The sequence below is a fragment of the Shewanella sp. MEBiC00475 genome (assembly GCF_005234075.1).
Lineage (GTDB): Bacteria > Pseudomonadota > Gammaproteobacteria > Enterobacterales > Shewanellaceae > Shewanella > Shewanella polaris.
Genome location: NZ_CP039928.1, coordinates 676,985 through 701,106, shown reverse-complemented (window position 1 = coordinate 701,106; position 24,122 = coordinate 676,985). Strand labels below are relative to the sequence as shown.

Genomic DNA, 24,122 nt, shown 5'->3' with positions numbered 1-24,122 from the left:
ATTAGGCTCCTTGTGGATCAGATTTAGCGGCTTGCCATGTAGGCGTACGTTTTTCAAAGAAAGCATTAAGGCCTTCTTGACCTTCATCTGATACACGAATACGGGCAATTTGCTCGCTGGTAAAATTGAGCGTAGCGTCGTCAATCACGCCGTTTTCTAAATGCGATACGAGATTTTTTGCCCATGCCATGCCCTGAGGACTGTTGGCATTAAATGCTGCGATAAAAGGTGCAGCAGCAGCATCTAAGTCGTCGTTAACTTCGTGAATGACTTGATGAGTTAAGGCAACATCAGCACTAAAGCGTTCAGCGGTCAGCATAAAGCGGCGTGATTGGCGATTACCCATGGCACGAATCACATACGGACTTATCACAGCAGGGATAAGCCCTAACTTCACTTCGCTTAAACAAAAACTGGCGCGAGTGTTGGCAATGGCAATATCGCAGCAGCAAATCAGCCCTAATGCACCACCAAAGGCTGCGCCTTGTACTAAGGCAATAGTTGGTTTTGGGAACTTGTCTAACACATGCATCAGCTTGGCAAGCTGGTGGGCATCAGTCAGGTTTTGGTCAAAGTCCATTAGTGCTTGTTTACGCATCCAATTAAGATCGGCGCCAGCACTGAAGTTTTTGCCATTAGCACGTAATATCAACATATTGCATTGACTGTCTTTGGCAAAATGTTCGATAGCCTGGATCATCTCGCTGATCATCACTTCATCAAAGGCATTATGCACTTCAACTCGGTTTAAAATGAGCTCTGCCACGCCTTGGTATAGACGGCATTCAATGAATTTGTATTGGTTTGATAGCATTATTTTTTACTCCTTATTTATCTGAATTAACCACATGAATTACATGCGGAACACCCCAAAGCGGGTGTCTTCAATAGGAGCATTTAATGCTGCCGATAAGGCTAAGCCGACCACGTCACGTGTTTGCGCCGGATCAATAATGCCATCATCCCAAAGTCGGGCACTGGCATGATATGGATGACCTTCTTTTTCGTATTGCTCAACAATTGGTTTACGGAAGGCTTGCTCATCTTCTGCAGACCATTCAACGCCTTTACGAGCTAAACCATCGCGGCGCACTGTGGCTAATACGCCTGCAGCTTGTTCGCCGCCCATTACCGAAATACGCGCGTTAGGCCACATCCACATCATGGTTGGTTCGAATGCGCGACCACACATACCGTAATTACCCGCGCCATAACTGCCACCGATAATGACGGTAAATTTAGGCACATTGGCACAAGATACTGCGGTTACCATTTTGGCACCATGTTTAGCAATGCCTTCGTGTTCGTACTTTTTACCCACCATAAAGCCGGTAATGTTTTGCAGGAATAACAGCGGAATTTTACGTTGGCAACACAGTTCAATGAAGTGAGCGCCTTTTTGCGCCGACTCCGAAAACAAAATGCCGTTATTGGCCACAATACCGACAGGATAACCGTGAATACGCGCAAAACCACACACTAAGGTTGCACCGTAGTTGGCTTTAAATTCGTCAAAATCAGAGTCATCAACCACACGGGCAATGACTTCTTTTACATCAAACGGCTTTTTAAGATCCGTACCGACAATGCCGTACAATTCATGGATATCGAACTTAGGAGGTTTGGCTGGACTTAATAAGCTTTTGATTTCTTTTTGATGATTAAGACGCAATACTGCACGGCGAGCAAGCTCAAGCGCGTGGTCGTCATTTTGTGCTAAATGATCGGCAACACCCGATATTTTAGTGTGAACTTCTGCACCGCCAAGTTCTTCTGCACTGACTTCTTCACCGGTTGCTGCTTTCACTAATGGAGGGCCGGCTAAAAAGATGGTGCCTTGATCTTTGACAATAATAGATTCATCGGCCATTGCAGGAACGTAGGCGCCGCCTGCGGTACACAAACCCATAACGACAGCAATTTGCGGAATACCTTTGGCTGACATTTTTGCTTGATTATAAAAAATTCTGCCGAAATGATCGCGGTCTGGAAATACTTCATCTTGGCGGGGTAAATTCGCGCCGCCTGAATCGACTAAGTAGATACACGGTAAGTGACAACGGCTAGCGATGTCTTGCGCACGTAAATGTTTTTTCACGGTAATTGGGTAGTATGTGCCACCTTTGACCGTGGCATCGTTGGCGATGATCATGCACTCAACACCACTGACACGACCGATACCAGCAATAACGCCTGCCGCTGGGACTTCTTCGTCATAGACTTCGTAAGCGGCAAATTGCGATATTTCTAAAAAGGGTGAACCCGGGTCGAGCAGCTTTTCAACGCGCTGGCGCGGCAATAATTTACCACGAGATAAATGGCGTTCTAAGGCAACAGGGCCACCACCTTGTTCGATTTTTTTGAGTTTTTGTTGAAGATCATCGACCAATAACGCCATGCTGTCTGACTTGGCTTTAAATTCGTCACTGCGAGGATTGATACGGCTGCTCAGTTGCGTCATTTCTATATCCTTAATGAAGCAAAAAATAGGGGGCTTGATTAAGGCGACATGGCACGCTTGATATGTCGCCTTCGTACTGTAAAGGCTGGCTATTTTGACTCGTTAAACAATTCGCGACCAATTAACATGCGGCGAATTTCAGAGGTTCCTGCACCAATTTCGTAAAGCTTGGCATCACGCAATAAACGCCCTGTTGCGTATTCGTTTACATAGCCATTGCCGCCCAATAATTGAATAGCATCTAAAGCCATTTTAGTGGCAAGTTCTGCACTGTATAAAATGGCGCCAGCGGCATCTTTTCGGGTTGTTTCACCACGGTCACATGACTTGGCAACACTGTAAACATAAGCGCGTGCAGCGTTCATACCTGTGTACATATCGGCTAACTTGCCTTGTACTAGTTGGAATTGACCAATCGACTTACCAAACTGTTCGCGTTCATGAATGTACGGGATTACGATGTCCATACAAGCAGACATAATGCCCAATGGCCCACCAGACAACACCACTCGTTCGTAATCAAGGCCGCTCATTAGCACTTTTACGCCATTGTTGAGGCCGCCTAAGATGTTTTCTTCTGGTACTTCGCAATCTTCAAATACCAATTCACAAGTGTTCGAACCGCGCATACCGAGCTTGTCGAGTTTCTGAGCTTGGCTAAAACCTTTCGATTCACGCTCGACGATAAAAGCGCTAATGCCATGTGCGCCTTTTTCTAAGTCGGTTTTTGCGTAAATCACATAGGTATGGGCATCAGGACCGTTAGTGATCCACATTTTATTGCCATTTAAGATGTAGCGATCGCCTTCTTTGCGAGCATGCAGTTTCATTGAAACCACATCAGAACCCGCATTGGGTTCGCTCATGGCAAGTGCACCAATGTGATCGCCGCTGACGAGCTTAGGTAAGTATTTGGCTTTTTGAGCGTCATTACCATTACGGTTAATTTGGTTCACACATAAGTTTGAATGAGCGCCATAACTTAATCCAATAGATGCTGATGCGCGGGAGATTTCTTCCATTGCCACCACGTGAGCCAGATAGCCCATGTTAGCGCCGCCATATTGCTCATCAACAGTGACACCTAATAAACCCATATCGCCAAGTACTGGCCATAATTGATTTGGAAACGCATTGTCGATATCGACTTGGGCGGCCATGGGGGCAATTTCGTTGGCGGCAAAACCACGAACGGCGTCACGTAACATATCTACATCTTCACCTAAACCGAAGTTTAGGCTGGTATATAAGTTGCTCATTTGCTTGTGTCCTGTTGAATTTTTATTATCGTCTGGCAATAAATGTGCTGCCAACGCTTTATGGTTGCGTTTTTGGCAGTGGGGCAAAGCTATTGGCTGAATTGAGTCAGCCATTTGTATTTTGTTGTTATTTGGTTTTGTTAACTGAGTTATCCACTAATGCCGCTTTACATTGTTGTTCGGCGGAATTGAGTTCCATGAGCACGACTTTAATGTCGTCCATTTGTTGTTGTAATGCTGATTTTTTGTCGTTAACCAAGTCAAGCATGGTGTTGAGCTGAGTAGAGCTACTTTTATCTGCATCGTAAAGCTCAAATAGACGGCGGGTTTCAGCTAACGAAAAGCCAAGGCGTTTACCGCGTAATATGAGTTTTAAACGGACTCGGTCTTTTAGGCTGTATATGCGTGTTTGTCCACGACGCTTAGGTTTAATCAAACCTTGATCTTCGTAAAAACGAATACTGCGGGTGGTGATATCAAATTCTTTTGATAAGTCACTGATAGAATATGTCGATTGTGGGTTATGGATTGTGCTCATCATGTCACCAAAAGTGTTCCTTTTGATGCAAGATATATGAAGTTTACGTAAAGGTAAAGTTTGCAAGGGTGGGTTTCAAATTATATTTGGCTAAGTGTGTGTTAATTTTGCTTGCCACTTATGGGGGTATTATACCTTAACCTATTGTTATTTTGTGGATATTTTATTAGTGGTTATTGGGTTGCTTGCAATTAAACACTCGATTGAAACTATAGGCTTTTTTGTCAATGTTGATGGATGTTATCCCTTTGTCTAATTGGGCTATTCGATGAGTTCTGCTCATAATCATTACAATATAAGTTGATGAATGGAGAGCAACATGGCTGATTTGGGACTATCAATGCACGCACAATCGATAGCCGAGCCCGAAGTCTTTTGGCAACAAGCAGCAAAGGCCATTAGTTGGGACCTTGCGCCAAAAATGGTCTTAGATGATAGCAACAAACCTTTTTATCGTTGGTTTGCTGATGGAAAAATGAATACTTGTTTTAATGCTTTAGATCGCCATGTATTGGCAGGAAGAGGAGAGCAAACTGCGATTCATTATATTAGCCCTGTCACTCAAAATGAATACTCAATCAGTTATCAATCTGTATTGGCGCAGGTAAAACGATTGGCTGGATTGATGGTGTCTCTAGGTGTTGAAAAAGGTGACCGAGTGGTTATTTACATGCCAATGGTGCCAGAAACTGCCTATGCCATGCTGGCATGTGCTCGAATTGGCGCTATCCACTCAGTGGTATTTGGTGGTTTTGCAGCGAATGAGTTGTCGACCCGCATTAATGATGCCAAACCTAAACTAATATTATCAGCTTCTTGCGGTATTGAGCCTTCTGGTGTTGTACCGTATAAGCCTCTACTTGATGACGCATTATCTCAAGCAAGTCATAAAGTTGACCATTGTATTATTTTAAATCGTACTGAATTCCAAGCTGAGCTTATCTCGCCCCGAGATGTTAATTGGTACGAAGCGCTAGTAGATGCGCCAGACGCTGAGTGTGTATCGCTCGATGCAACCGATCCTTTGTATGTGTTATATACCTCAGGCACAACAGGGCAACCTAAAGGTGTTGTGCGTGATAATGGCGGCCATGCTGTTGCATTAGCGTGGTCGATGAAACACATTTATGACATTGGTGTAGGCGATGTTTTTTGGGCTGCATCCGATGTGGGTTGGGTGGTGGGGCACTCGTACATTGTATATGGGCCATTACTGGTTGGCGCAACAACCATAATGTATGAAGGTAAGCCTATTGGTACTCCTGATGCTGGCGCATTTTGGCGTATTATCGAACAAAAACAAGTGCGGAGCTTTTTTACTGCACCAACGGCTATTCGTGCCATTAAGCGGGAAGATCCAGAAGGCGACTTCATCAAACAATTTGATTTATCCTGTCTGAAGCAAATGTATTTAGCGGGTGAGCGTTGCGATCCTGAAACCCTAAACTGGAGTCAGCGACACTTAGGTAAACCTGTGGTTGATCACTGGTGGCAAACTGAAACTGGTTGGCCTGTGGCGGCAAATTTAATGGGAACTGACCCTATTGAAATTAAAGCGGGTTCGCCAGCAAGAGCTGTGCCTGGTTATCAAGTTGAAATTTTAGATGCCATGGGCGAACAAGTGGCCACGAATGAAAGTGGAAATGTAGTAATTAAACAGCCCTTACCACCGGGTACGTTGACGACTTTATGGCAAAACGATAAACGCTATATCGACAGTTACTTGTCTATGTATCCAGGTTATTACTTAACCGGAGATGCGGGTTATATTGATGAGGATGGTTATTTATACATTATGAGCCGGATTGACGACATCATAAATGTTGCTGGACACCGTTTGTCCACAGGTCGATTTGAAGAGGTGTTATGCCAACACGAGGCTGTCGCAGAGGCTGCGGTAATTGGTGTGCAAGATAAACTTAAAGGCCAGGTGCCACTTGGGTTAGTGGTGCTTAAAAATGGCGTCACTTTGTCAGATGAGGTTTTATACAAAGAGCTACTTGCATTAGTGCGCCATGAAATCGGCCCCGTTGCAGCATTTAGATTAGTGAGTGCGGTACAAAAATTACCCAAAACCCGTTCGGGTAAAATATTGCGCGCTACAATGCGCAAAATTGCCGATAATAATGAATATACGGTTCCGGCAACGATTGAAGACCCGATGACCTTGGACATCATTCGTAGTGCATTGACTAAGATGGGTTATGCCGATGCATTGGCTAAAGAGTTAACCGTTTAATGGTGTGATTGGCTGAATTAAATATATTGAGGCGTGTATGTTGTTATGAGCTGAAAATAGGTTAATTGAAATAGGTTAATTGACGTGAAGATTAGGATTCGAATAATTAAAAAAGTGCCAAGTATTAACTTGGCACTTTTTAATATCGTTTATATTATTGGGTTATGCAGAATATTCAAAAGGATCTACATTACCCAAAACCGATGCGTACTTGATTGTTATAAATTTAGTTGAAAAAAATTGCTCAACTCCGTCGTTAGATGTTTGCATACCGATATCATCAAAGCCTTCTGCAGCTTGGAATTTACCTAATAATTCACCTAACTCTGCCTTCTCCAAATTATAGGGAGGATGAGTGAAGTTACTTGCAGGAATAACTTCACCTAGTTCTGAATAGCGTCTAACTTCGTTAGCTATTGTGTCAAGTAAATCACCATTGTGAACACCAATCCATTGCACCGCGTAACTTTTTACTATGTACTTTTTAGAGTAAAAGTAAAAATCATCTTTTGCTTCGATAATAACAATATCTGCATATTGTTCATCTTCAATTAATGTTTGATATGCGGCATTGATATCCTCTATTTCTAACTCTAGACCTGCTACTGCAATAATTTGATCTGCAGTAACAAGGCGACCATCTCGACTTAATAAACGGATGTAATCAACTAATTCAATCATAATTTCACCATCGAATTAAGCAGGTAATAAACCTAAGCCTTCAAGTCTATCTGCTGCGTAGCCAAGATTAAATTTCTCAAGGGTGGCACGTGTAGGAACACCGGTTGCTTGATCCCAGCCCATTTCTTCATAGAACAAGTCTAATCCAAGTTGAATGTCGTCACGATCCATTTTTATGGTACCTTCATCGCCAAATGCAGCTTCTGGATCCATGTCATAAACCCACTCACATAACGCATCGTGCTTGTTACGTTGGTCTGGTTCTTTCATTTGCAGTACTGATAATGCACGGTGAAGTTGTAACACGCCTTCTGCTTTATCATCAAGTTCTTGCTCAGATGTTTTAATCCCTGTAACAAGAGAGAACATTTGTGATTCGATTGAGCTATCACCAAGATAGTCTTTGTTAACATCAGGAGAAACAAGCAGTGGGAACATCCAGTTACATACAGTAAGAGAATCATGCAGAACGTTTTTAACTAAACACCATTTGGCAAACTTCGCTTTAGCAACATTCATCGCTGAGTAGTGTTTTACTGGGTCGAAAGCATTTTCGCCCCACATTGATTCTGCTACTTCAGCAATCTTCGCATAAGGTAGGCCACAATTAATTAAATTAATGTGTGAGTGACATTGTGGGTCACGGTTAAACACTGTTGCTAATAATGCACCTACTTGCCCAGCGGCTTCACTCGCATGGTGTAGACCACCCACCATTGAACGGTTAAAGACATGTACACCTTCATCAAGGAACACACTGTAGGTTTGACCTAATAAATTCTCTTCAGCATCAGATTCAAGGGCAAATGTTAATCCTGCCATTCTTGGTGATTCAACATCATCAAGCACATCTTGAATGTTATACAATTCACCTTCATCATTAATAAAATTGTGTAATCCGGTACCGAGAAAACGTCCAAAATAATTCGAGCCATTATAAGTTTTTGCTAAACCAATACGAGTATAATAATCTTGCATAAAGTGGGCATCTAGATTTGCATACTGTTCCCAATTTATTGCTGCAAATTCTTCAGCAGGTAATAAAATTTCCCAAAATGAACGTTTAGTGAATTCACGCATTATGTGTGACAATTGACCATAGGCACTCCAAATCGCGAGGTTATCCATGTAATAACCACCAATAGTCATGATATCAGTCTTTTTTTCACCATTCCCAGGTTTTCCCATGGAATACCAAGGATCTAGAAATCCCATACACGTGTTGGTGATGTATTCTGTTGGTAAATTATACTCAGTTTTCATTTTAGGGTTTTTGAGTTCACAAAAACACCGGATAGGACATGAATGACAACCGCCAGGGCGTTTAAATATTTTATTGGCTTCTTCACGGCCAAAATACATCTCGGCCATTGATGTGCGCATACCGACTTTTTGACGGTCATCCCATGGTGTTTCTTCCAGAATAACTGGGTCATCTGCTGCACCCCAAGTCACCCCAGGACCTCCACGCCAACGACTAATACCAGCATTAAATTCTGCCCAAGACTGAGGGTCATGAGGGACTACCCCATTATTGTTTGCACCGATAATACCTAGAATGTGATCATCAAGTGCACGTAGTTGTTCATTGGTTGTACTTTCAGCAATTTCAACACGACCCGTACCGATAATACCAATGCCTTTAAATTTTTTAGAACCTAATACCGAGCCATGTCCACCGGCAGAGTGACCGCCTTGGGTTTGAAAAGTCGATTGTGCAACTAAGTTTTCCCCAGCAGGACCAATTGCTGCTATTTGTGCTTGTTGTCCCATCATTTTACTAATGGCGGCAAATGTATCAAATATACCGAGGCCCCATAATGAATCAGCAGGCTCAATTGTAACTTTGTCATCAAGAATCTTTAACCACACTGGCGAAGGCGATTTACCTTCAATAATGATTGCATCGTATCCAGCATATTTTAATTCAGGTGAAAAGTGACCGCCAAAATGTCCATCAGTAATTAAATGCCCCCTGATTACAGGGTTTCGAGAGGTAATAGTTGTTCGTGCAGAACATATCGCGCCAGAACCACTTAGTGGGCCGGCTGAAATAACTAATCTGTTTTCTTCATCTGTTGCTTTAATTCCATCGACGTGGTTATCCCATAATACTTTATAACCAATTCCCATGCCGCCAATATAATCGTGATACTTTGAAGTTGGCTCTTTTGTTATTTTACTCGTTGTTAAGTTAACACGTAAAATATTACCAGCCCATCCGCCAAATTTACTACTCATAATGATTCCTTAAAATTTATTAATATTTAAATGAGAGTTAAATGAGAGTTAAATATTTCTCATGCTGTTCTACTGCAGCAACGGCGTCTTCCCAAGTATAAAATTTGATAGCACCAGTCGGACAAACTTGGGCGCAGTTAGGAGCTCCTTCACAAAGATCACATTTAAGTGACTTTCTTGTTAGGCTATCAATTGTGATAACTTGTTGTGGGCACTTGTCTGCACAATAGCCACAACCAACACAAAGAGAGTCATCTACAACTCTTGCTCCTGTGGCCTCATTGATATAAATAGCGCCTTGAGGACAAACAGTCATACAGACATCACATTGGCGACATGTAGACGGAACAATAGTGCGATCTCCTTGTTCGCCACGCTGGTCTTCATAGTTGGCTTGAACACCTAAAGGACCAAAATTAAGATTTCTATCAACTTTGATTCTTGCTGTGCTTGGGCTTACGGCAGAGGTTCCATGACTCCAACTACAAGCAATTTCACAACGACGACAACCAACACAATAAACAGGATTTACGACCATTAACCCACCAGCAAGAACTTTTACTACAGGGGTTTCACTTGTATCATCATCACTACTACCACAACCAGTTAGAAAACTAGCCAAGGTTCCGTAGTAAACTGTACCAACAGCAACTTTTGCTCCATTGGCAAGTAACGTTCTCCTTGTAATCATTTTCGTTTTCCTTATATTAGTTATTAACTGAAAATATAATTATTCTTTTAATTAATCTAGTGTAAGTATTGGCTAATAATAATTGAAATAAGTTGATATTGATCACGTTTGAATCCGCAATTGTCCACAATTTTGTGAATGTATAAAATGAGTCACTATTTAAGCGAATATATTATATTGGATTGAGTTTTAGGTATTAGTTTATTATATTTTAACTTTGGTATTTTCTGTTTTGGATTATAAGTTAGTTTAATTCTACATTTTATAATTGCCGATTTCATATTTAGCTTTCTGTAATACAAATGCTGGTTGTATATTTAATTAATATTTAGTCAAATTGTACCAATATAATTATTTACATGATCTTAATCACGATAATATTCTTCCAGATAAGAAATCATTATAAATAGAGTTGTCCGTGACAAAAATAAAAAAGGAATACCTATGATGAATGTAAAATTAGCGGGGAAATATAAGCCATGGTTGATGCTGCCATTTATATTGGTTCCCATATTTACGCTTACGGCTTGTTCGGATAGTTCAGATGATCCAGTGGGAGAGGAGGTTGGCGATGGGAATGTAAATGTTTCTATTTTGTCGGCTAAATCTTTAAAAGCATCAATAGAAACGGTCTCAATTGATGATAATCTTACTGTTTCATTTGATTTTTACTTAAGCAATGCCAACGGTGTTGCCGTTGTCGGTCTCGATACATTAGAGTCTATTCCGACACTTGGCGCCGGTATCGCCAAATTAGGTGACGAACAAAAACGAATTAGACCATTAAATAGTGATCAAGACATTGTTACTGCAGAAGAAAATTCTGACTTATCCCCACAACCTCAGTGGACTAGTTACATTAATAATCTCGTTGAACCTGGAGATGTGGCTGATAATGATTTAAAAACCGGTTGGGATGAGAATAAAGGGAGTCAATGGCAAGCTGGCATTGAAACCGATTGCGGAGTGGAGTGCATAACATCTATAGGTAATGGAGTATATCGTTATACTTTTAAACAAACATTAGAAAGCTATTCTGCAATTGATGCTATTGATACTCATTATGCCCCAGAGTTAGTTCACCGTATCTATCTAGAGTTATTGCCATACGCTGAAGCATCTGCTTCTACCATGTTGGTTAATACTACATTTGATTTTGATCCTCTCACGGGTGTCGAAGCTGATCCTGCCGACAGTCGTATGTTGGTATCTCAAGAACAAAGTTGTAATCGTTGTCACACTACTGATTTAACATCTGACAACAGTATATTAATGCATGGTGGTAAGCGCTTTGATTATGAAGGTTGTGTGATGTGTCACACCAGTTATTCTGGTGATCCTGAAACGGGTGCCAGTATTGGTATGGCAACATTAGTACATAAAATTCATAAGAGTGATTATGTGATTGTTGGTTATCATGGTTCAGTGCATGATTATAGTGGTGTAACTTATCCTGGCGATATGCATCAATGTCAGCAATGTCATATTGAAGACGTGGTGCCACAAGCCAATTTTTATCAATATCCTGGCCAAGAAAGCTGTTTAAGTTGTCATGAAAAATATGCGCCAGAAAACTGGGATGGAACTGCTGTTGGGTTATTTCATGATCGAGATGCTTTTCCACAAGCATGGGACATGAGCTGTAGTGGCTGCCATCCAGATGCTAATAATCCGCTAGGTTCTGCTTTATTCCATAATGCGATGGCAAAAATTAATGAAACCGTAGCAGCGAAATATCAATTTGCACTGACAAGTAGTGTATTAGATAGCGATGCTGGCACATTAACCGCCGAATTAACGTTCGATAGCCTCAGTTTAAGCCCTGACTCCGATCCTTCATTTGAAAGTTTATGGTTAGTTGCGGTTGGTAATGAAAACCAAGTTAATATGCCAGCCAATAATGGCCAACGATTAGTATGGAACCTTATTGATGGTGACGATAATGTTAGCCTAGTGAGAGCTGACAACAAAATTACCGCTGTAATTAGCAATATTAATACGGCAGATTTTGGACTTACGACTACGGGTTCGTTATACGCTAAAGCTTTTGTTTGTGGCGATAAAGAGACTGGAATTGTGACTTCATGTGAATCCGACACCGCAACATCGGTAGAAGTTTCAGCTGATTCTGCTATTGCGTTAACAGCAAACGTTACAAAATACACTGAACTTGTTAGTGAGCAAAAGTGTGTTGCCTGTCATGATAATCAGTTCCAAGACCGCATCAATACCGCTCACTCTATGTTAGTCGCTCCTGCTAACGGCGCTGATTGTGGATCATGTCACGCACCACAAATAGCCACAGGTTTGGCTGATGGTAGTTGTAAAAGTTGTCATAGTAATAACATGGTTAAATTCATGAATGCGACTGTTATGCATACTCCTGGTGAAGCAAGTATCAAAGCATCTAGAACACTTGAAAATAGTTTGAGTTATCGTGAGTTAGTGCATTCGTTGCATGCCAATACGCGTACAACTCAAGATACGATTGACGGTGATCGTGAAATGATGACATATCCTGGTGATGCAAGTAATTGTCGTGCTTGCCATGATGAGGGTCAGTTAACATTAGAAAACTTAGCATATGAATCTTCAGTTATTGTGGCACGAAAAGGTGCAACGTTAGCTGGTGAAACAGCAGAGTATTCACCTACTGTGTCAGTTTGTGCGACTTGCCACAGCAATATTGATCAATGGGCCGGACATGCGAGAGCATTTGGCGGTGTTTATCAAGCCGACGCGAGTTCAGGTGCTATTTATCAACCCGGTAATGAAAGCTGTATTCTTTGTCATGCTGAGGGGAAAAGTGAAGGTGTCGATGTTATGCATGGCGTTAAATAAGCGATAGCTTATTGCTAAAATATCGTTCATTAAATAATGTAAAATAGAGTGATAAAGGTTGATACTGAAAAGTATCAACCTTTATTTTATCATTGATTTTATATAACTACGCTCAAGATAATAAACGGTGATTAAATCATCTTGTCTTACTAACTAATGGTGCTTATTGACTTATATAGATGCGCTATAGGTGTGTCAATATCCATAGTGAGTAAAAAAAAGACAAGTTTGATATGAAATAGGCAAAAAACTCTGATATTGGCGGACTTACCCCATCTCTTAACCTGTGTTGATATTATTTATTAAGCTATTGTCTTTAATGATGTATTTTGGATAGTGTTTTATTTATTATCTATATTGCATTTTATGTAATAGTGTATGCACATTTTGTGACTGTAATTTAGTTACATAAATCAGTATAATCATCTTCCAAATGGATTCGCACTACGCGATTAATCTCTGTGACCAGTGGAAATATGCTAATGACTAACCACTTCAAACAATCTCACGTCGGCGTTATTGGCCTCGGTGTGATGGGCAAAAACCTTGCATTAAACATAGCAGATAACGGCTATCATGTTGCTGTTTTCGATTTAGATACTCAGAAAGTTAATGCCGCGATTACTCAAGAACAAAACGAGCGAAAAACGGGTATAGCAGTACGCATGCAAGCTTGTCATAATCTTTCAGAAATGCTTGCCAATTTGACTACCCCTCGAGTTATTGTCTTATCAGTGCCTGCCGGCGCACCAGTAGACGGTGTGTGTAAATCTCTGATAGAGGCAGGTATTGAAGTAAACGATATTGTTATCGATACTGGCAACAGTTTATGGACTGACACAATAGAACGCGAAGCACGTTATAAAGATCAGTTTGTTTTCTTTAGTTCAGCGGTATCTGGTGGTGAAGTCGGCGCACGTTTTGGCCCGTCATTAATGCCAAGTGGTCATGAAAGCGCATGGCGTTATGTTGAACCGATTTGGAAAGCCATTGCCGCTAAAGTGGATTCGACAACCGGTTTACCTATTGAGCGTTTTGAACCGGGTAATCCAGTAACCGAAGGTGAGCCGTGTACGACTTATATTGGTCCTGCTGGCTCTGGTCATTATGTTAAAATGGTTCATAACGGTATTGAATATGCGGATATGCAGCTTATTTGCGAAGCCTATCAATTACTCAGTGATGGTTTAGGCATGTCTGCCCATGACATCGGTGATGTGTTCAATGGTTGGAATAAAGGCATTCTTAACAGTTATCTTATGGAAATCAGTGCAGAAGTCTTGCAGCAAGCCGATCCATTAACAAGTAAACCGCTAGTCGAAATGATTTTGGATAAAGCGGGTCAAAAAGGCACTGGTCTATGGACTGCTGTGAGTAGTTTACAAATTGGTTGTCCAGCACCAACCATTGCAGAAGCCGTTTACGCACGTGCAGTGAGTACCCAGAAAAACTTACGTATGCAGTTAAACGCAAAGCTTGCAGGCCCTGCACCTGTTAGTTTTAGTGATGCAGAAAAAGTGGAGTTTATTGCTAATCTTGAAGATGCATTATATTGCGCCAAAGTTTGTTGCTATGCGCAAGGATTCCAGCTGATGGCGATGAATGCTAAAGAGCAAAAATGGTCTTTAGATTTTGCTGAAATAGCTAAAATTTGGCGAGCTGGTTGTATTATTCGTGCTAGGTTCCTGCAATCAATTACTCAGGCTTATCAAGATGATGCAAACCTTGAAAACTTGTTGATGGCTGACAGTTTTAGTCAAACATTGTCACAGAAACATCTTAATTGGCGTAAAACGGTTGCGGCCTCTGTTATGCAAGGTATTCCTGCACCATGTATTAGTTCTGCGATTGCATATTATGACAGTTACCGCTGCGAAACATTACCCGCTAACTTGTTACAAGGTCAGCGTGACTTTTTTGGTTCGCACACCTTTGAGCGTGTAGACAAACCTGCGGGCGATAAATACCATTTAGATTGGAGTGCGAAGCAACGTACGTTATCTAAAATGTAGTCGGTAACATCGCTAAAAAAGGCGCCTAATTGTAAAATTAAGCGCCTTTTTAATGGTTTTTGCGTTGACGTTATAAGGTTTTTAAGCCAAAGAAAAATACAATCCAGTGCTAAATAGTAGACTGAAAATCATAGTTAATTTTGCTGTTTGGCCAAGTATCGGATTTAATGCCTCACCAGAATTATTATGAAATTCGTGGCTGAGATTTCGTGCAATGACTAATGATACGCCTGATAACAATACCGGCAATCCATCGAGTGAACCTAACAAAAAGCCCCCTATGATGATCCCAAAAGGTAAATAGACAAAGCTTTGATACAGAATTTTTGCTTGCGCCTCACCAATACGAACGGCCAAAGTATTTTTACCTGCTTTGGTGTCGGTAGAAATATCGCGAGTATTATTAACTAGCATGATAGCGGCATTAAAAAAGCCAATGGCACAACCAAGTAACCATGCTGTTAACGTGGTTGCTCCTGCTTGTAGGTAATAACTGCCGACAACGGCCACTAGACCAAAAAACACGAATGCAGCTATTTCGCCTAATCCATGTGAGGCAAGCGGATAAGGGCCTCCGCTATAACATAACGCACCTAAAATAGAGGCCGCAGCAAGAATAGCAATGGGCCATCCACCATGAAAAATCAGCAATGAACCGACTAATAACGCTGTGATTAGGCATCCGATCATAGCATTACGCACCGCTGAGGGAGCAAGGATACCGCTTTGGGTTACTCTAACAGGGCCAATTCGTTCTTCGGTATCGATGCCATTTTTAAAGTCAAAATAGTCATTAGCGAGGTTAACGGATATTTGTAACAATATGGCACATAGCATTGAAGTAAAGGCGATGAGTAAGCTAAATTGTTCTAGCCCGATGGCGAGCATATTGCCAATTAATAATGGACCAATTGCAGCAGGTAACGTTCGAGGACGAATCGCCATAAACCATGATTGAATTGAGCTAGATTGCATAATATTGTGAGACGCAGCATTGATTAGTCATGTCTAATAGCATATCAAATATTCAATTAAACTGCAGATATGAATATTTGCGTTGCATCACTATTTTAGAAATTGTCATTTGAAAACTAAATTCAGTCATTAGGATAGATTAAGCTAGAAAAAATCAGCTTAACTAAGGTAATCTAAGGTTAATTGATGTTGTAGAGAAGGTGTTATGAGTCAGGTATTAAACGATTTATTGTCATTATTATCACTTGAAAAACTTGAGGATGGCCTGTTTCGTGGCCAAAGCCAAGATTTAGGTTTTGGACATGTGTTTGGTGGTCAGGTAATGGGGCAAGCATTAAGCGCGGCAAAACAAACCGTTAGTGAAGATCGCCATGTACATTCTTTACATTCATATTTTTTACGTGCCGGTGATGAAAAATTACCGATAATTTATGATGTTGAAAATATGCGTGATGGTGGCAATTTTAGTGCGCGTAGAGTGAAGGCTATTCAAAAAGGTCGACCAATTTTTTATATGGCCTGTTCATTCCAGACTGTTGAAGAAGGTTTTAGTCATCAAGACAAAATGCCAAATGTGCCTGGGCCTGAGGGGTTGCTGAATCAACAAGAACTCGCGATGACCATGCGTGATAAAGTACCTGCGGCAATGCTTGAAAAGTTTATGGCAGATTCTCCAATAGAAATGCGCTCAGTTAATCCTATTGATCCGATAGCTCCTAGTCCATGTGAACCTAAACGTTATGTTTGGATACGCGCTAATGGCCAAGTCCCTTCAGATCACAGTATTCAAGAATATTTACTCGCTTATGCATCAGACTTTAATTTTTTAGCCACCGCGACTCAACCCCATGGGGTGTCTTATTTAACGTCGGGCATGCGAATGGCGACTATTGATCATGCGATGTGGTTTCATAGGCCATTTAATATGGAGGAGTGGCTTTTGTATTGTATTGATAGCCCAAATGCTGGCGGTGGGCGTGGTTTTGTTAAAGGACAGTTTTTTGATCAACAAGGACGCCTTGTGGCTTCGGCCACACAGGAAGGTTTAATCAGAATGACCAAGTAGGGTGAAAATAATGATTAAGAAAAGAATAATATTAGTGTTTGTCGCTTTCATGACTTTGATGCTAAATGGTTGTGTAACCGTAGAACCAGAAAAACCTGTGATTGTTTATGGCTATGCCGGTTATGCTGAAAAAGTTGCCTTGCCTCAAGGTTGTAAAATTAACATTGCCTTGATTGATTTTAATACCCCTGGTGCGATTATTTCACAGAAAAATTTTGATATTGCCACAGCACCTGTACCGTTTAAATTTACCTTACCGGCGGAGTTAATTAATAATAGTATTGATTATGGTGTGGTTGCGATGATTACTTACCAAGGCAAAGCTATTTTTCAGACTTATAATAAGTATCATGTGATCAATAACGGTCAATTTACCACTCAAGTCTTAATGAAGCGCGTTAAGCAAAGGTAACAACAACGTAGCTCACAAACTCTTAGCCCCGTCATTGATTTATTCATGTGACGGGTAATAATCTTTTTCTACCCTAATAGTGTTGTTTAGGTTGTTTATGACAGAGTTAACCCCTATTTATCGTTCTCATGCGCAAACTCGTTTGATTTGGGCTTTGTGTATCGCTTCTATGGTGATTTATATTAATTTGTACACGGTACAAGGCATGTTGCCTTCTATTGCTGAGCATTTTGATGTGTCGGGCGCACAAGCCACTTTAGTGTTGTCTGTTACCAGTTTTACGTTGGCATTTTCATTGCTTTTTTATGCGATATTATCTGACAGAATTGGGCGGCTAGCTCCTATCGTTGTGAGTTTGTGGCTGTTAGCTGCATCAAATATCTTATTAATATTTGCTCAAACATTTGATGATTTATTGTGGGTGCGTTTACTGCAGGGAATTTTGTTAGCGGCAGTTCCTGCAATTGCAATGGCGTATTTTAAAGATCAATTGGCACCTTCATTTATGCTGAAAGCTGCTGCTGTATACATAATGTCCAACAGTATTGGCGGAATCGCGGGGCGAATCTTTGGTGGATTGATGGCACAAAACTTGTCATGGCAGTCGTCTATGGGTTTGGTGTTTGTGGTGACATTAATGGGTGTGGCATTAGTAACATATTTATTACCACGAAAAGAAATTAAGCCCCAAATAATTAAACAAAGAGTGTCGTTGCTGCGTAAGGTTAAACAAGATATTGACGGTTTTGTGTTTCATTTGTCTGACTCTCAAATGCGCTTGGCTTATATTATTGGTGGCTTAGCATTTATGATGATGGTTAATCAGTTTAGCTTTATTCAGTTGCATATTATGGCTGAACCCTATGGTTTGAGTCGCTTTCACGCAACATTGATTTTTTTATGTTATTTAAGTGGCACCTTTGCGTCTTACCTGTCGGCAAAATGGATTGTACGTTATGGTTCAATGCCATTATTTAGAGTAGCACTATGCTTAATGCTAGTTGGTACCTTGTTGACCTTGGTGGATACACTAACAGCGATTGTTATCGGTTTTTTGATTAACGCTTGTGGTTTTTTCTTAACCCATAGCTGTTGCAATTCATTTGTGGCCATTCGAGCTACCACTCATCGTGCTAAGGCTACATCGCTGTATTTATGTTGTTATTATCTTGGTGCCTCTTTAGGTGGGCCATACCTAATGTTGTTTTGGCATGAAGCTGAATGGAATGGGGTTGTGGTGGGTTCTATGAGCCTTTTAGCATTGTTGCTGGTGGCTATTTGGCGTTTAGGGATACATCAAAAGCAGCAGCTCGTTGATGTATCCGCGTCTAATTAGCTCTCGATAAATTGCTTTCTATCAAGGTCGAACTTGCGCATTTTATCGTACAAGGTTTTACGCGGTAGCTCGAGTTGTTCCATGGTTAATTTTATGCTGCCTTTATTGTGACTTAATGCTTCTTCAATCTGCATTCGTTCAAAAAACTCAACTCGTTGTTGCAGTGACATACTCGTATGCATGGTGGTGTGATTGTCTAAGTTACCTGCAAAAGCGGCTTCAGCGCCAAGTAATACGTAACGCTCGGCTAAATTGCGTAATTCACGCACATTGCCTGGCCAATCATGAGAGCTAAGCACTATGGTTTGTTGAGGAGTTAATGCGATTAACGCTTTATGGTAACGTGCAGATGCAATGCGAGCGAAGTGCAAAAATAATAATGGTATGTCTTCGAGACGTTCTCGAAGTGGTGGGATGACGATGGTGACTAAGTTTAGACGATAAAGTAAATCTTGTCTGAATAGACCTTGCTCGCATAATTTTTGTAGGTTGAGTTTTGTGGCGGCAATCACCCGAATATCTAGATCGATAAGGGTATTAGATCCTAAACGTTCTACTTTTCGGTCTTCTAACACTCGAAGTAATTTAACTTGCAACGCCATTGGGGTACTTTCGATTTCATCTAAAAATAGCGTGCCACCGTTGGCGTATTCGAATTTACCAATACGACGTTTATCTATACCGGTAAAAGCTCCTGATTCTGCACCAAAGAGTTCGCTTTCGATTAAGTTTTCAGGGATTGCCCCGCAGTTAATAGCAACAAAGTTGGCTTTGTTTCGATAGCAATGATCATGTAAATAGCGTGCGACTAATTCTTTACCTGCACCAGTTTCACCTTCAATCATAATATCTGCAGGTGTGTCGAGTACTTGGTCGATTAAGTTACGCATCTTCATTATGCTTGGGCTGTTGCCTAGAATTCGTGGGCCAGGTGCGATGTGAGATTCTAGTTCGCGCTTTAATTTTCGGTTTTCTAGGATTAAAGATCGTTTATCCAATGCGCGTTTGGTCACATCTAATATATGTTCGTTGTTAAACGGTTTTTCGATAAAGTCGTAAGCACCTTTTTTTAATGCATCGACTGCCATGGCAATATCACCAAATCCGGTCAGCAATACAACGGGCAAGTCATTATCTTGCTTCTTTAGTTGTTGTAATAAGCTTAAGCCATCTAATTGTGGCATATTCACATCGGAGATTATTATCCCTGGCCAATTTGGACTGATGTGGTGAGCAATGATCTGTGGGTCGGTAATGGCCAAAGCTTTGATGTTTTCTAGCTTAAATAATTGCTGTAATACTGTGCCGATATACGGCTCATCGTCAACAATAATGACTTGGTAGTTGTTGATGTCTTGTATTTGGGTCACGTTTACACTTCCTCACGTAAATAAAGCGGCAAAATAATATGAAAAATGGCGCCACCTTGTTGTGCATTCTCGACAGTGATAGAGCCTTGCATTGATTCGATTATTCGCTGCGATATAGATAATCCTAGCCCTAATCCTTGGCGTTCACTGGTGGTGTAGTAGGGCTCAAATATTTTACTCATTTGGCTTTCTCTTACGCCTGGACCATTGTCTTGAATATTAATATTCACTTTACTGTCGCAATAGACTTCAATTCGCAACAGTCGTTCAGTGGATTGCTGCATTGCAACAATGGCATTACTTATTAAGTTAACTAATACTTGTTGTAGTCTGACACTGTCGCCCCATATTTGGCATTTTCCATCTAATAACGTTAATGACAACCTAACACTCTGTTTGTCCATTTCGGGCTGAACGATAGTGAGTGCTTGCTCAATGGATTGGTTAACTTCAATGGCACTATCTTTACCTTGGGATTTGCGGGTAAAACTCTTAAATTGACCAATAATATCAGCAAGTCTGTCAGTTAGTTCTATCATTATTTTGATATTACTTCCCGCATCATCAATCATATTACGATCTATAAACGTTTGAGTATTTTGGGCGTAACTTCTTAATGCAGCCAAAGGTTGATTAAGTTCATGGTTAATGCTGGCAGAAAGACCGCCAATCACAGTAAGCTTTGCTGCTTGGATTAGTTCATCTTGGGTATCTTTAAGCTGCGTGTTGGCTTGTTCTAATGCTAAGGTACGGTCTTTTACGCGTTGTTCTAGTTGATTTTGTTCTTGACGCATTCTGCGCAAATTTTTACGACGCTCTATACTGTACAGTATAAATAATGCCAATAATAAATACAGGGTAGCGGCCAATAACATGACCGGTGGTAACGATTCATATAAAGGCTTCATTGGCGCGAGAATATGAACGTTCCAATTAGCATTTGGCATTAATTGATGCCGTTCGAGGTATTTAGCGTTCCCGTCTAATGATGATATTTTATATACCTGAGATGTATCGGCATCACTGACGATAAAACCAGGGCTCAAACGGAGTTCTCCAATAGGCCTGTTTGCATACCGTTTGGAAGCATTTAGCGAAAAACGTTTGGCTTGTGTTAGCGGTGTTAATGAATTAAATCGCCAACTATTTATACTCGAAAGAAATACGATATTATCAGGGTCACTGATCATAAATTCATATTGACTGGCAATTGCAATTCCACTACTTTGTTGCTCAATCAAACTAATATCGACTTTTACTACTATAACTCCTAATACCACACCCTTATGATAAACCGGATTCGCAAAATAAAAGCCACGTTTATTTGATGACGTTCCAACCGCGTAATATTGCCCTGACTTGCCCGAGATAGCATCAATAAAGTAGGGCCTAAATGAATAGTCATTATTGATAAAAGAGTTTGGTATATTCCAATTACTGGCTGCAATAGCGACACCGAGTGCATCTGTAAGGTAAATGTCTGATGATTCGGTAACTTGTTGCAACTCAGATAGATAAGCGTTGAGTTTTTCAATCGTTTGAGGGTTTTGCTGATCGAGTAAGCCCTGTTCTAAAATGGGGTTCTGTGCCAGTACCGCTGGGATATTTTCGTAATGTGAAAGTGCATTATCAATAAAAATCACCAATTCATTGATTTGTTTATCAGACTGTTCGGCAATTGTCTCTGTGCCTTGTTCCAGTAAATACCAATATGTAATTTTTAGAGTGAATAACAGGCCTATAATAAGCAACATGCCTATAAAGAAATTCCGTTTTTTGATACTAGAGAATGAAAGCATTCATATTCCCTGTGGCTATTATGACTTAGTGATGAGATAAAAAAACGAGCCTTAATTAAGGCTCGTTTATAATACGCTAATTATTAAACTAGTAACCGTTTAATTTGTCGATGTATTCCGGTAGAAATAGTGAAATCTGTGGAATATAAGTAATTAACATTAAGAAACCGAGTAACAGTACTAGCCAAGGTAGGCAGGACTGAATGACCCATCCCATACTTTTACCGGTAATCCCAGCCGTAACAAAGAGATTGAGTCCTACGGGCGGTGTGAGCATGCCTATCTCCATGTTTACTACCATAATGATCCCGAGGTGGATAGGGTCAATACCAAGTTGGGTTGCTATAGGAAACAGAATGGGGGCCATAATTAACAAAATGGCTGAAGGTTCCATAAAGTTACCGGCGGCTAATAATAATAAGTTAACTATGATTAAAAAGCCCCATGCTGGTAAGCCTAAACTCACAATTGCTTCTGCAATAATGTGCGGGATACGTTCAGTTGTTAAAACGTGCGCGAATAGCATTGCATTGGCAATAATGAATAACAACATAATACTGACTTTAGCGCCATCTCGTACAACATGACGAATTTCTTTATCAATAGGTGTTTTGATAACAGCAAGTAGCATGTAGGCAATGTTTCGTAATGAAGCGACCACTATAGATTCTTGTTTATTACGCCAAGCAACATTTTTGAGTGGCCCAATATCACGATATCCAAATACAGCAATAAAGTAAGCATATACACAAGCTACAGCAGCGGCTTCAGTCGGACTCGCGACACCGCCATAAATGGCACCTAATACAATAAAGATTAATGCTAAACCGCCAAAAGCCTTCGCACTTGATAAACCAAGGGCTTTTATTCCAGGGAAAGGACGTGAAGGGAGCTTTTTAATGCGGGCAACTATGTAGATAGCCAACATTAAAATAAAGCCCATCATTAACCCTGGGATCAAGCCAGCCATAAACATTCTTGCTGCTGACACTTCAGTTGCTGCGGCATAAACCAGCATAACAATAGAAGGTGGGATTAAAATTCCTAATGTTCCTGACGTGGTAATTACACCCGCGGCAAATTTTTCTGGATAACCTGCGCGCACCATGCCGACAATGACAATAGAACCAATTGCAGCAACAGTGGCTGGAGATGAGCCTGATACGGCTGCAAATAACATACAAGCCATAACGGATGCCATGGCAAGACCACCACGTATATGACCGACACTGTCCATAGCAAAGTCGATAATACGCCTTGCTACACCACCAGTAGACAAAAATGCTGATGATAAAATAAAGAACGGGATGGCTAATAATGTGTAATGCTCTGAGGTTGACCCATACAGTTTAAGTACAATTGAGGCGAGCGAATCATTTGAAAATAACAAAATAGTGAGTATGCTTGAAAAACCTAAGGCTATAGCAATAGGCATCCCAATCATCATGCAAATAAATAAAGCGAGAAATAGTGTGGCTATAGTCATTATTTCGCATCCTTATCATTTTGTTGTTCAGGTGATGCGGATAGTGCAGCTTCATCGATTAAATGCATACTGTCTTTAGCTTCGTCAGCCAATTGGAAGCCAACAGCCTGGTTCTTTAAGATAGCGATAAATAATTCAATAAAACGCCAAGTGAGCATAGTGAAACCGATTATTATAATACTTTGAGATAACCAGATAGGTATTGCCCCGTCTTCTACATCAATACGTAAAGTCTCCCAAGCAAAATCAGGATCAAGTTGATGAATAAACCAAGCCGGAAAATCGATATCTTCCATGGGGATGCCAATTTGATACATTTGGCTGAGGTAGTCCCACGAACCTTTTAAAAATATTCCGCAGTAAACCAAGCAGCACAAGCATGCAAAGATAGCGACAGCTTTTTGAGGCTTACCTGACAATTTAGAAACAAAGGCATCAACACCGATATGAGCCCCTACTTTTACACCATAAGACATACCAAAAAGTACGAACCAACCACATAGAGTGAGGGTAAGTTCTTGGATCCATAAAAAACCAGTATTAAAAAAGAATCGTGCAATGACTTCGCCAAAAACAAGCAATGTCATGAGTGTAATCAAAAGATTAAGGAACCCTTCTTCAAAATAACCAAATAGTCTTGAAATCACGGTCATACTCCTTGAATAAAAAAAGGGTGGCACTGATCCAGCAAGCAATTCAGTGCCACATTTAGTAT

General features: G+C 40.8%; 18 protein-coding genes. 6 read left to right on the top strand and 12 right to left on the bottom strand.

Annotation, left to right across the window (positions count from 1 at the left end):
• Position 1: 1 nt before the first annotated feature.
• The 4 genes from FCN25_RS03090 to FCN25_RS03075 all read right to left on the bottom strand — a co-directional run bounded on the left by FCN25_RS03090 (position 2) and on the right by FCN25_RS03075 (position 4,258).
• Positions 2-814 carry an enoyl-CoA hydratase-related protein gene (locus FCN25_RS03090; protein WP_137221858.1) on the bottom strand — a complete coding sequence of 271 codons (813 nt, stop codon included), beginning with the start codon at positions 812-814 and terminating at the stop codon, positions 2-4.
• A gap of 39 nt (positions 815-853) precedes the next feature.
• Positions 854-2,461 (bottom strand): carboxyl transferase domain-containing protein, encoded by a 1,608-nt coding sequence (locus FCN25_RS03085; protein ID WP_137221856.1) that lies wholly within the window; start codon positions 2,459-2,461, stop codon positions 854-856.
• 89 nt (positions 2,462-2,550) lie between these two features.
• Entirely contained in the window at positions 2,551-3,720 is a 1,170-nt protein-coding gene (locus FCN25_RS03080; RefSeq protein ID WP_137227313.1) for an isovaleryl-CoA dehydrogenase, read from the bottom strand.
• 127 nt (positions 3,721-3,847) lie between these two features.
• On the bottom strand, positions 3,848-4,258 hold the full coding sequence (locus FCN25_RS03075; RefSeq protein ID WP_137227312.1) for a MerR family DNA-binding transcriptional regulator: 411 nt from the start codon (positions 4,256-4,258) through the stop codon (positions 3,848-3,850).
• 319 nt (positions 4,259-4,577) lie between these two features.
• Here FCN25_RS03075 and FCN25_RS03070 point away from each other — a divergent pair, with 319 nt between their 5' ends.
• Positions 4,578-6,497, top strand: coding sequence for a propionyl-CoA synthetase (locus FCN25_RS03070; RefSeq protein ID WP_137221854.1), 1,920 nt, complete (start codon positions 4,578-4,580; stop codon positions 6,495-6,497).
• Between the two features lie 162 nt (positions 6,498-6,659).
• On the opposite strand, the gene FCN25_RS03065 is transcribed toward FCN25_RS03070, so the two are convergent.
• Genes FCN25_RS03065 through FCN25_RS03055 form a run of 3 tightly spaced genes read right to left on the bottom strand, consistent with a single transcriptional unit; the run spans position 6,660 to position 10,110 of the window.
• Entirely contained in the window at positions 6,660-7,178 is a 519-nt protein-coding gene (locus FCN25_RS03065; protein ID WP_137221852.1) for a hypothetical protein, read from the bottom strand.
• Between the two features lie 15 nt (positions 7,179-7,193).
• Positions 7,194-9,419, bottom strand: a complete 2,226-nt coding sequence (locus tag FCN25_RS03060; protein WP_137221850.1) for an aldehyde ferredoxin oxidoreductase — start codon at positions 9,417-9,419, stop codon at positions 7,194-7,196.
• A 37-nt stretch (positions 9,420-9,456) separates the two neighbouring features.
• Complete coding sequence (locus FCN25_RS03055) at positions 9,457-10,110, bottom strand: 4Fe-4S dicluster domain-containing protein (RefSeq protein ID WP_137221848.1); 654 nt, start codon at positions 10,108-10,110, stop codon at positions 9,457-9,459.
• A gap of 444 nt (positions 10,111-10,554) precedes the next feature.
• Here FCN25_RS03055 and FCN25_RS03050 point away from each other — a divergent pair, with 444 nt between their 5' ends.
• The gene (locus tag FCN25_RS03050) at positions 10,555-12,951 is read left to right on the top strand and encodes an OmcA/MtrC family decaheme c-type cytochrome (RefSeq protein WP_137221846.1); all 2,397 of its coding nucleotides are present in this window, start codon (positions 10,555-10,557) and stop codon (positions 12,949-12,951) included.
• Positions 12,952-13,433: 482 nt separating this feature from the next.
• On the top strand, positions 13,434-14,963 hold the full coding sequence (gene gndA, locus FCN25_RS03045; RefSeq protein WP_137221844.1) for an NADP-dependent phosphogluconate dehydrogenase: 1,530 nt from the start codon (positions 13,434-13,436) through the stop codon (positions 14,961-14,963).
• 81 nt (positions 14,964-15,044) lie between these two features.
• On the opposite strand, the gene FCN25_RS03040 is transcribed toward gndA, so the two are convergent.
• Entirely contained in the window at positions 15,045-15,923 is an 879-nt protein-coding gene (locus tag FCN25_RS03040) for a 1,4-dihydroxy-2-naphthoate polyprenyltransferase (RefSeq protein WP_240778490.1), read from the bottom strand.
• A gap of 220 nt (positions 15,924-16,143) precedes the next feature.
• On the opposite strand from FCN25_RS03040, the gene tesB reads away from it, so the two are divergent.
• The 3 genes from tesB (at position 16,144) to FCN25_RS03025 (ending at position 18,752) form a co-directional block, all read left to right on the top strand.
• Positions 16,144-17,004, top strand: coding sequence for an acyl-CoA thioesterase II (gene tesB / locus FCN25_RS03035; RefSeq protein ID WP_137221840.1), 861 nt, complete (start codon positions 16,144-16,146; stop codon positions 17,002-17,004).
• Between the two features lie 10 nt (positions 17,005-17,014).
• A complete protein-coding gene (locus FCN25_RS03030; protein ID WP_137221838.1) occupies positions 17,015-17,416 on the top strand; it encodes a YbaY family lipoprotein in 402 nt (133 codons plus the stop codon).
• 97 nt (positions 17,417-17,513) lie between these two features.
• Positions 17,514-18,752, top strand: coding sequence for an MFS transporter (locus FCN25_RS03025; RefSeq protein ID WP_137221836.1), 1,239 nt, complete (start codon positions 17,514-17,516; stop codon positions 18,750-18,752).
• Here the strand turns inward: FCN25_RS03025 and FCN25_RS03020 are convergent.
• The 4 genes from FCN25_RS03020 to FCN25_RS03005 form a co-directional block, all read right to left on the bottom strand.
• Positions 18,749-20,122 carry a sigma-54 dependent transcriptional regulator gene (locus tag FCN25_RS03020; protein ID WP_137221834.1) on the bottom strand — a complete coding sequence of 458 codons (1,374 nt, stop codon included), beginning with the start codon at positions 20,120-20,122 and terminating at the stop codon, positions 18,749-18,751. The genes FCN25_RS03025 and FCN25_RS03020 overlap by 4 nt on opposite strands.
• 2 nt (positions 20,123-20,124) lie before the next feature.
• Positions 20,125-21,921 (bottom strand): ATP-binding protein, encoded by a 1,797-nt coding sequence (locus FCN25_RS03015; protein ID WP_137221832.1) that lies wholly within the window; start codon positions 21,919-21,921, stop codon positions 20,125-20,127.
• An 88-nt stretch (positions 21,922-22,009) separates the two neighbouring features.
• Positions 22,010-23,407 (bottom strand): TRAP transporter large permease, encoded by a 1,398-nt coding sequence (locus FCN25_RS03010; protein WP_137221830.1) that lies wholly within the window; start codon positions 23,405-23,407, stop codon positions 22,010-22,012.
• A complete protein-coding gene (locus FCN25_RS03005) occupies positions 23,407-24,060 on the bottom strand; it encodes a TRAP transporter small permease (protein ID WP_137221828.1) in 654 nt (217 codons plus the stop codon). The genes FCN25_RS03010 and FCN25_RS03005 overlap by 1 nt, the downstream gene beginning before the upstream one ends.
• Positions 24,061-24,122: the final 62 nt, after the last annotated feature.

Coding starts and splice junctions, on each gene's coding strand:
- FCN25_RS03090 (WP_137221858.1), bottom strand. CDS start 814: ATGCTATCAAACCAATACAAATTCATTGAATGCCGTCTATACCAAGGC.
- FCN25_RS03085 (WP_137221856.1), bottom strand. CDS start 2,461: ATGACGCAACTGAGCAGCCGTATCAATCCTCGCAGTGACGAATTTAAA.
- FCN25_RS03080 (WP_137227313.1), bottom strand. CDS start 3,720: ATGAGCAACTTATATACCAGCCTAAACTTCGGTTTAGGTGAAGATGTA.
- FCN25_RS03075 (WP_137227312.1), bottom strand. CDS start 4,258: ATGAGCACAATCCATAACCCACAATCGACATATTCTATCAGTGACTTA.
- FCN25_RS03070 (WP_137221854.1), top strand. CDS start 4,578: ATGGCTGATTTGGGACTATCAATGCACGCACAATCGATAGCCGAGCCC.
- FCN25_RS03065 (WP_137221852.1), bottom strand. CDS start 7,178: ATGATTGAATTAGTTGATTACATCCGTTTATTAAGTCGAGATGGTCGC.
- FCN25_RS03060 (WP_137221850.1), bottom strand. CDS start 9,419: ATGAGTAGTAAATTTGGCGGATGGGCTGGTAATATTTTACGTGTTAAC.
- FCN25_RS03055 (WP_137221848.1), bottom strand. CDS start 10,110: ATGATTACAAGGAGAACGTTACTTGCCAATGGAGCAAAAGTTGCTGTT.
- FCN25_RS03050 (WP_137221846.1), top strand. CDS start 10,555: ATGATGAATGTAAAATTAGCGGGGAAATATAAGCCATGGTTGATGCTG.
- gndA (WP_137221844.1), top strand. CDS start 13,434: ATGACTAACCACTTCAAACAATCTCACGTCGGCGTTATTGGCCTCGGT.
- tesB (WP_137221840.1), top strand. CDS start 16,144: ATGAGTCAGGTATTAAACGATTTATTGTCATTATTATCACTTGAAAAA.
- FCN25_RS03030 (WP_137221838.1), top strand. CDS start 17,015: ATGATTAAGAAAAGAATAATATTAGTGTTTGTCGCTTTCATGACTTTG.
- FCN25_RS03025 (WP_137221836.1), top strand. CDS start 17,514: ATGACAGAGTTAACCCCTATTTATCGTTCTCATGCGCAAACTCGTTTG.
- FCN25_RS03015 (WP_137221832.1), bottom strand. CDS start 21,921: ATGCTTTCATTCTCTAGTATCAAAAAACGGAATTTCTTTATAGGCATG.
- FCN25_RS03010 (WP_137221830.1), bottom strand. CDS start 23,407: ATGACTATAGCCACACTATTTCTCGCTTTATTTATTTGCATGATGATT.
- FCN25_RS03005 (WP_137221828.1), bottom strand. CDS start 24,060: ATGACCGTGATTTCAAGACTATTTGGTTATTTTGAAGAAGGGTTCCTT.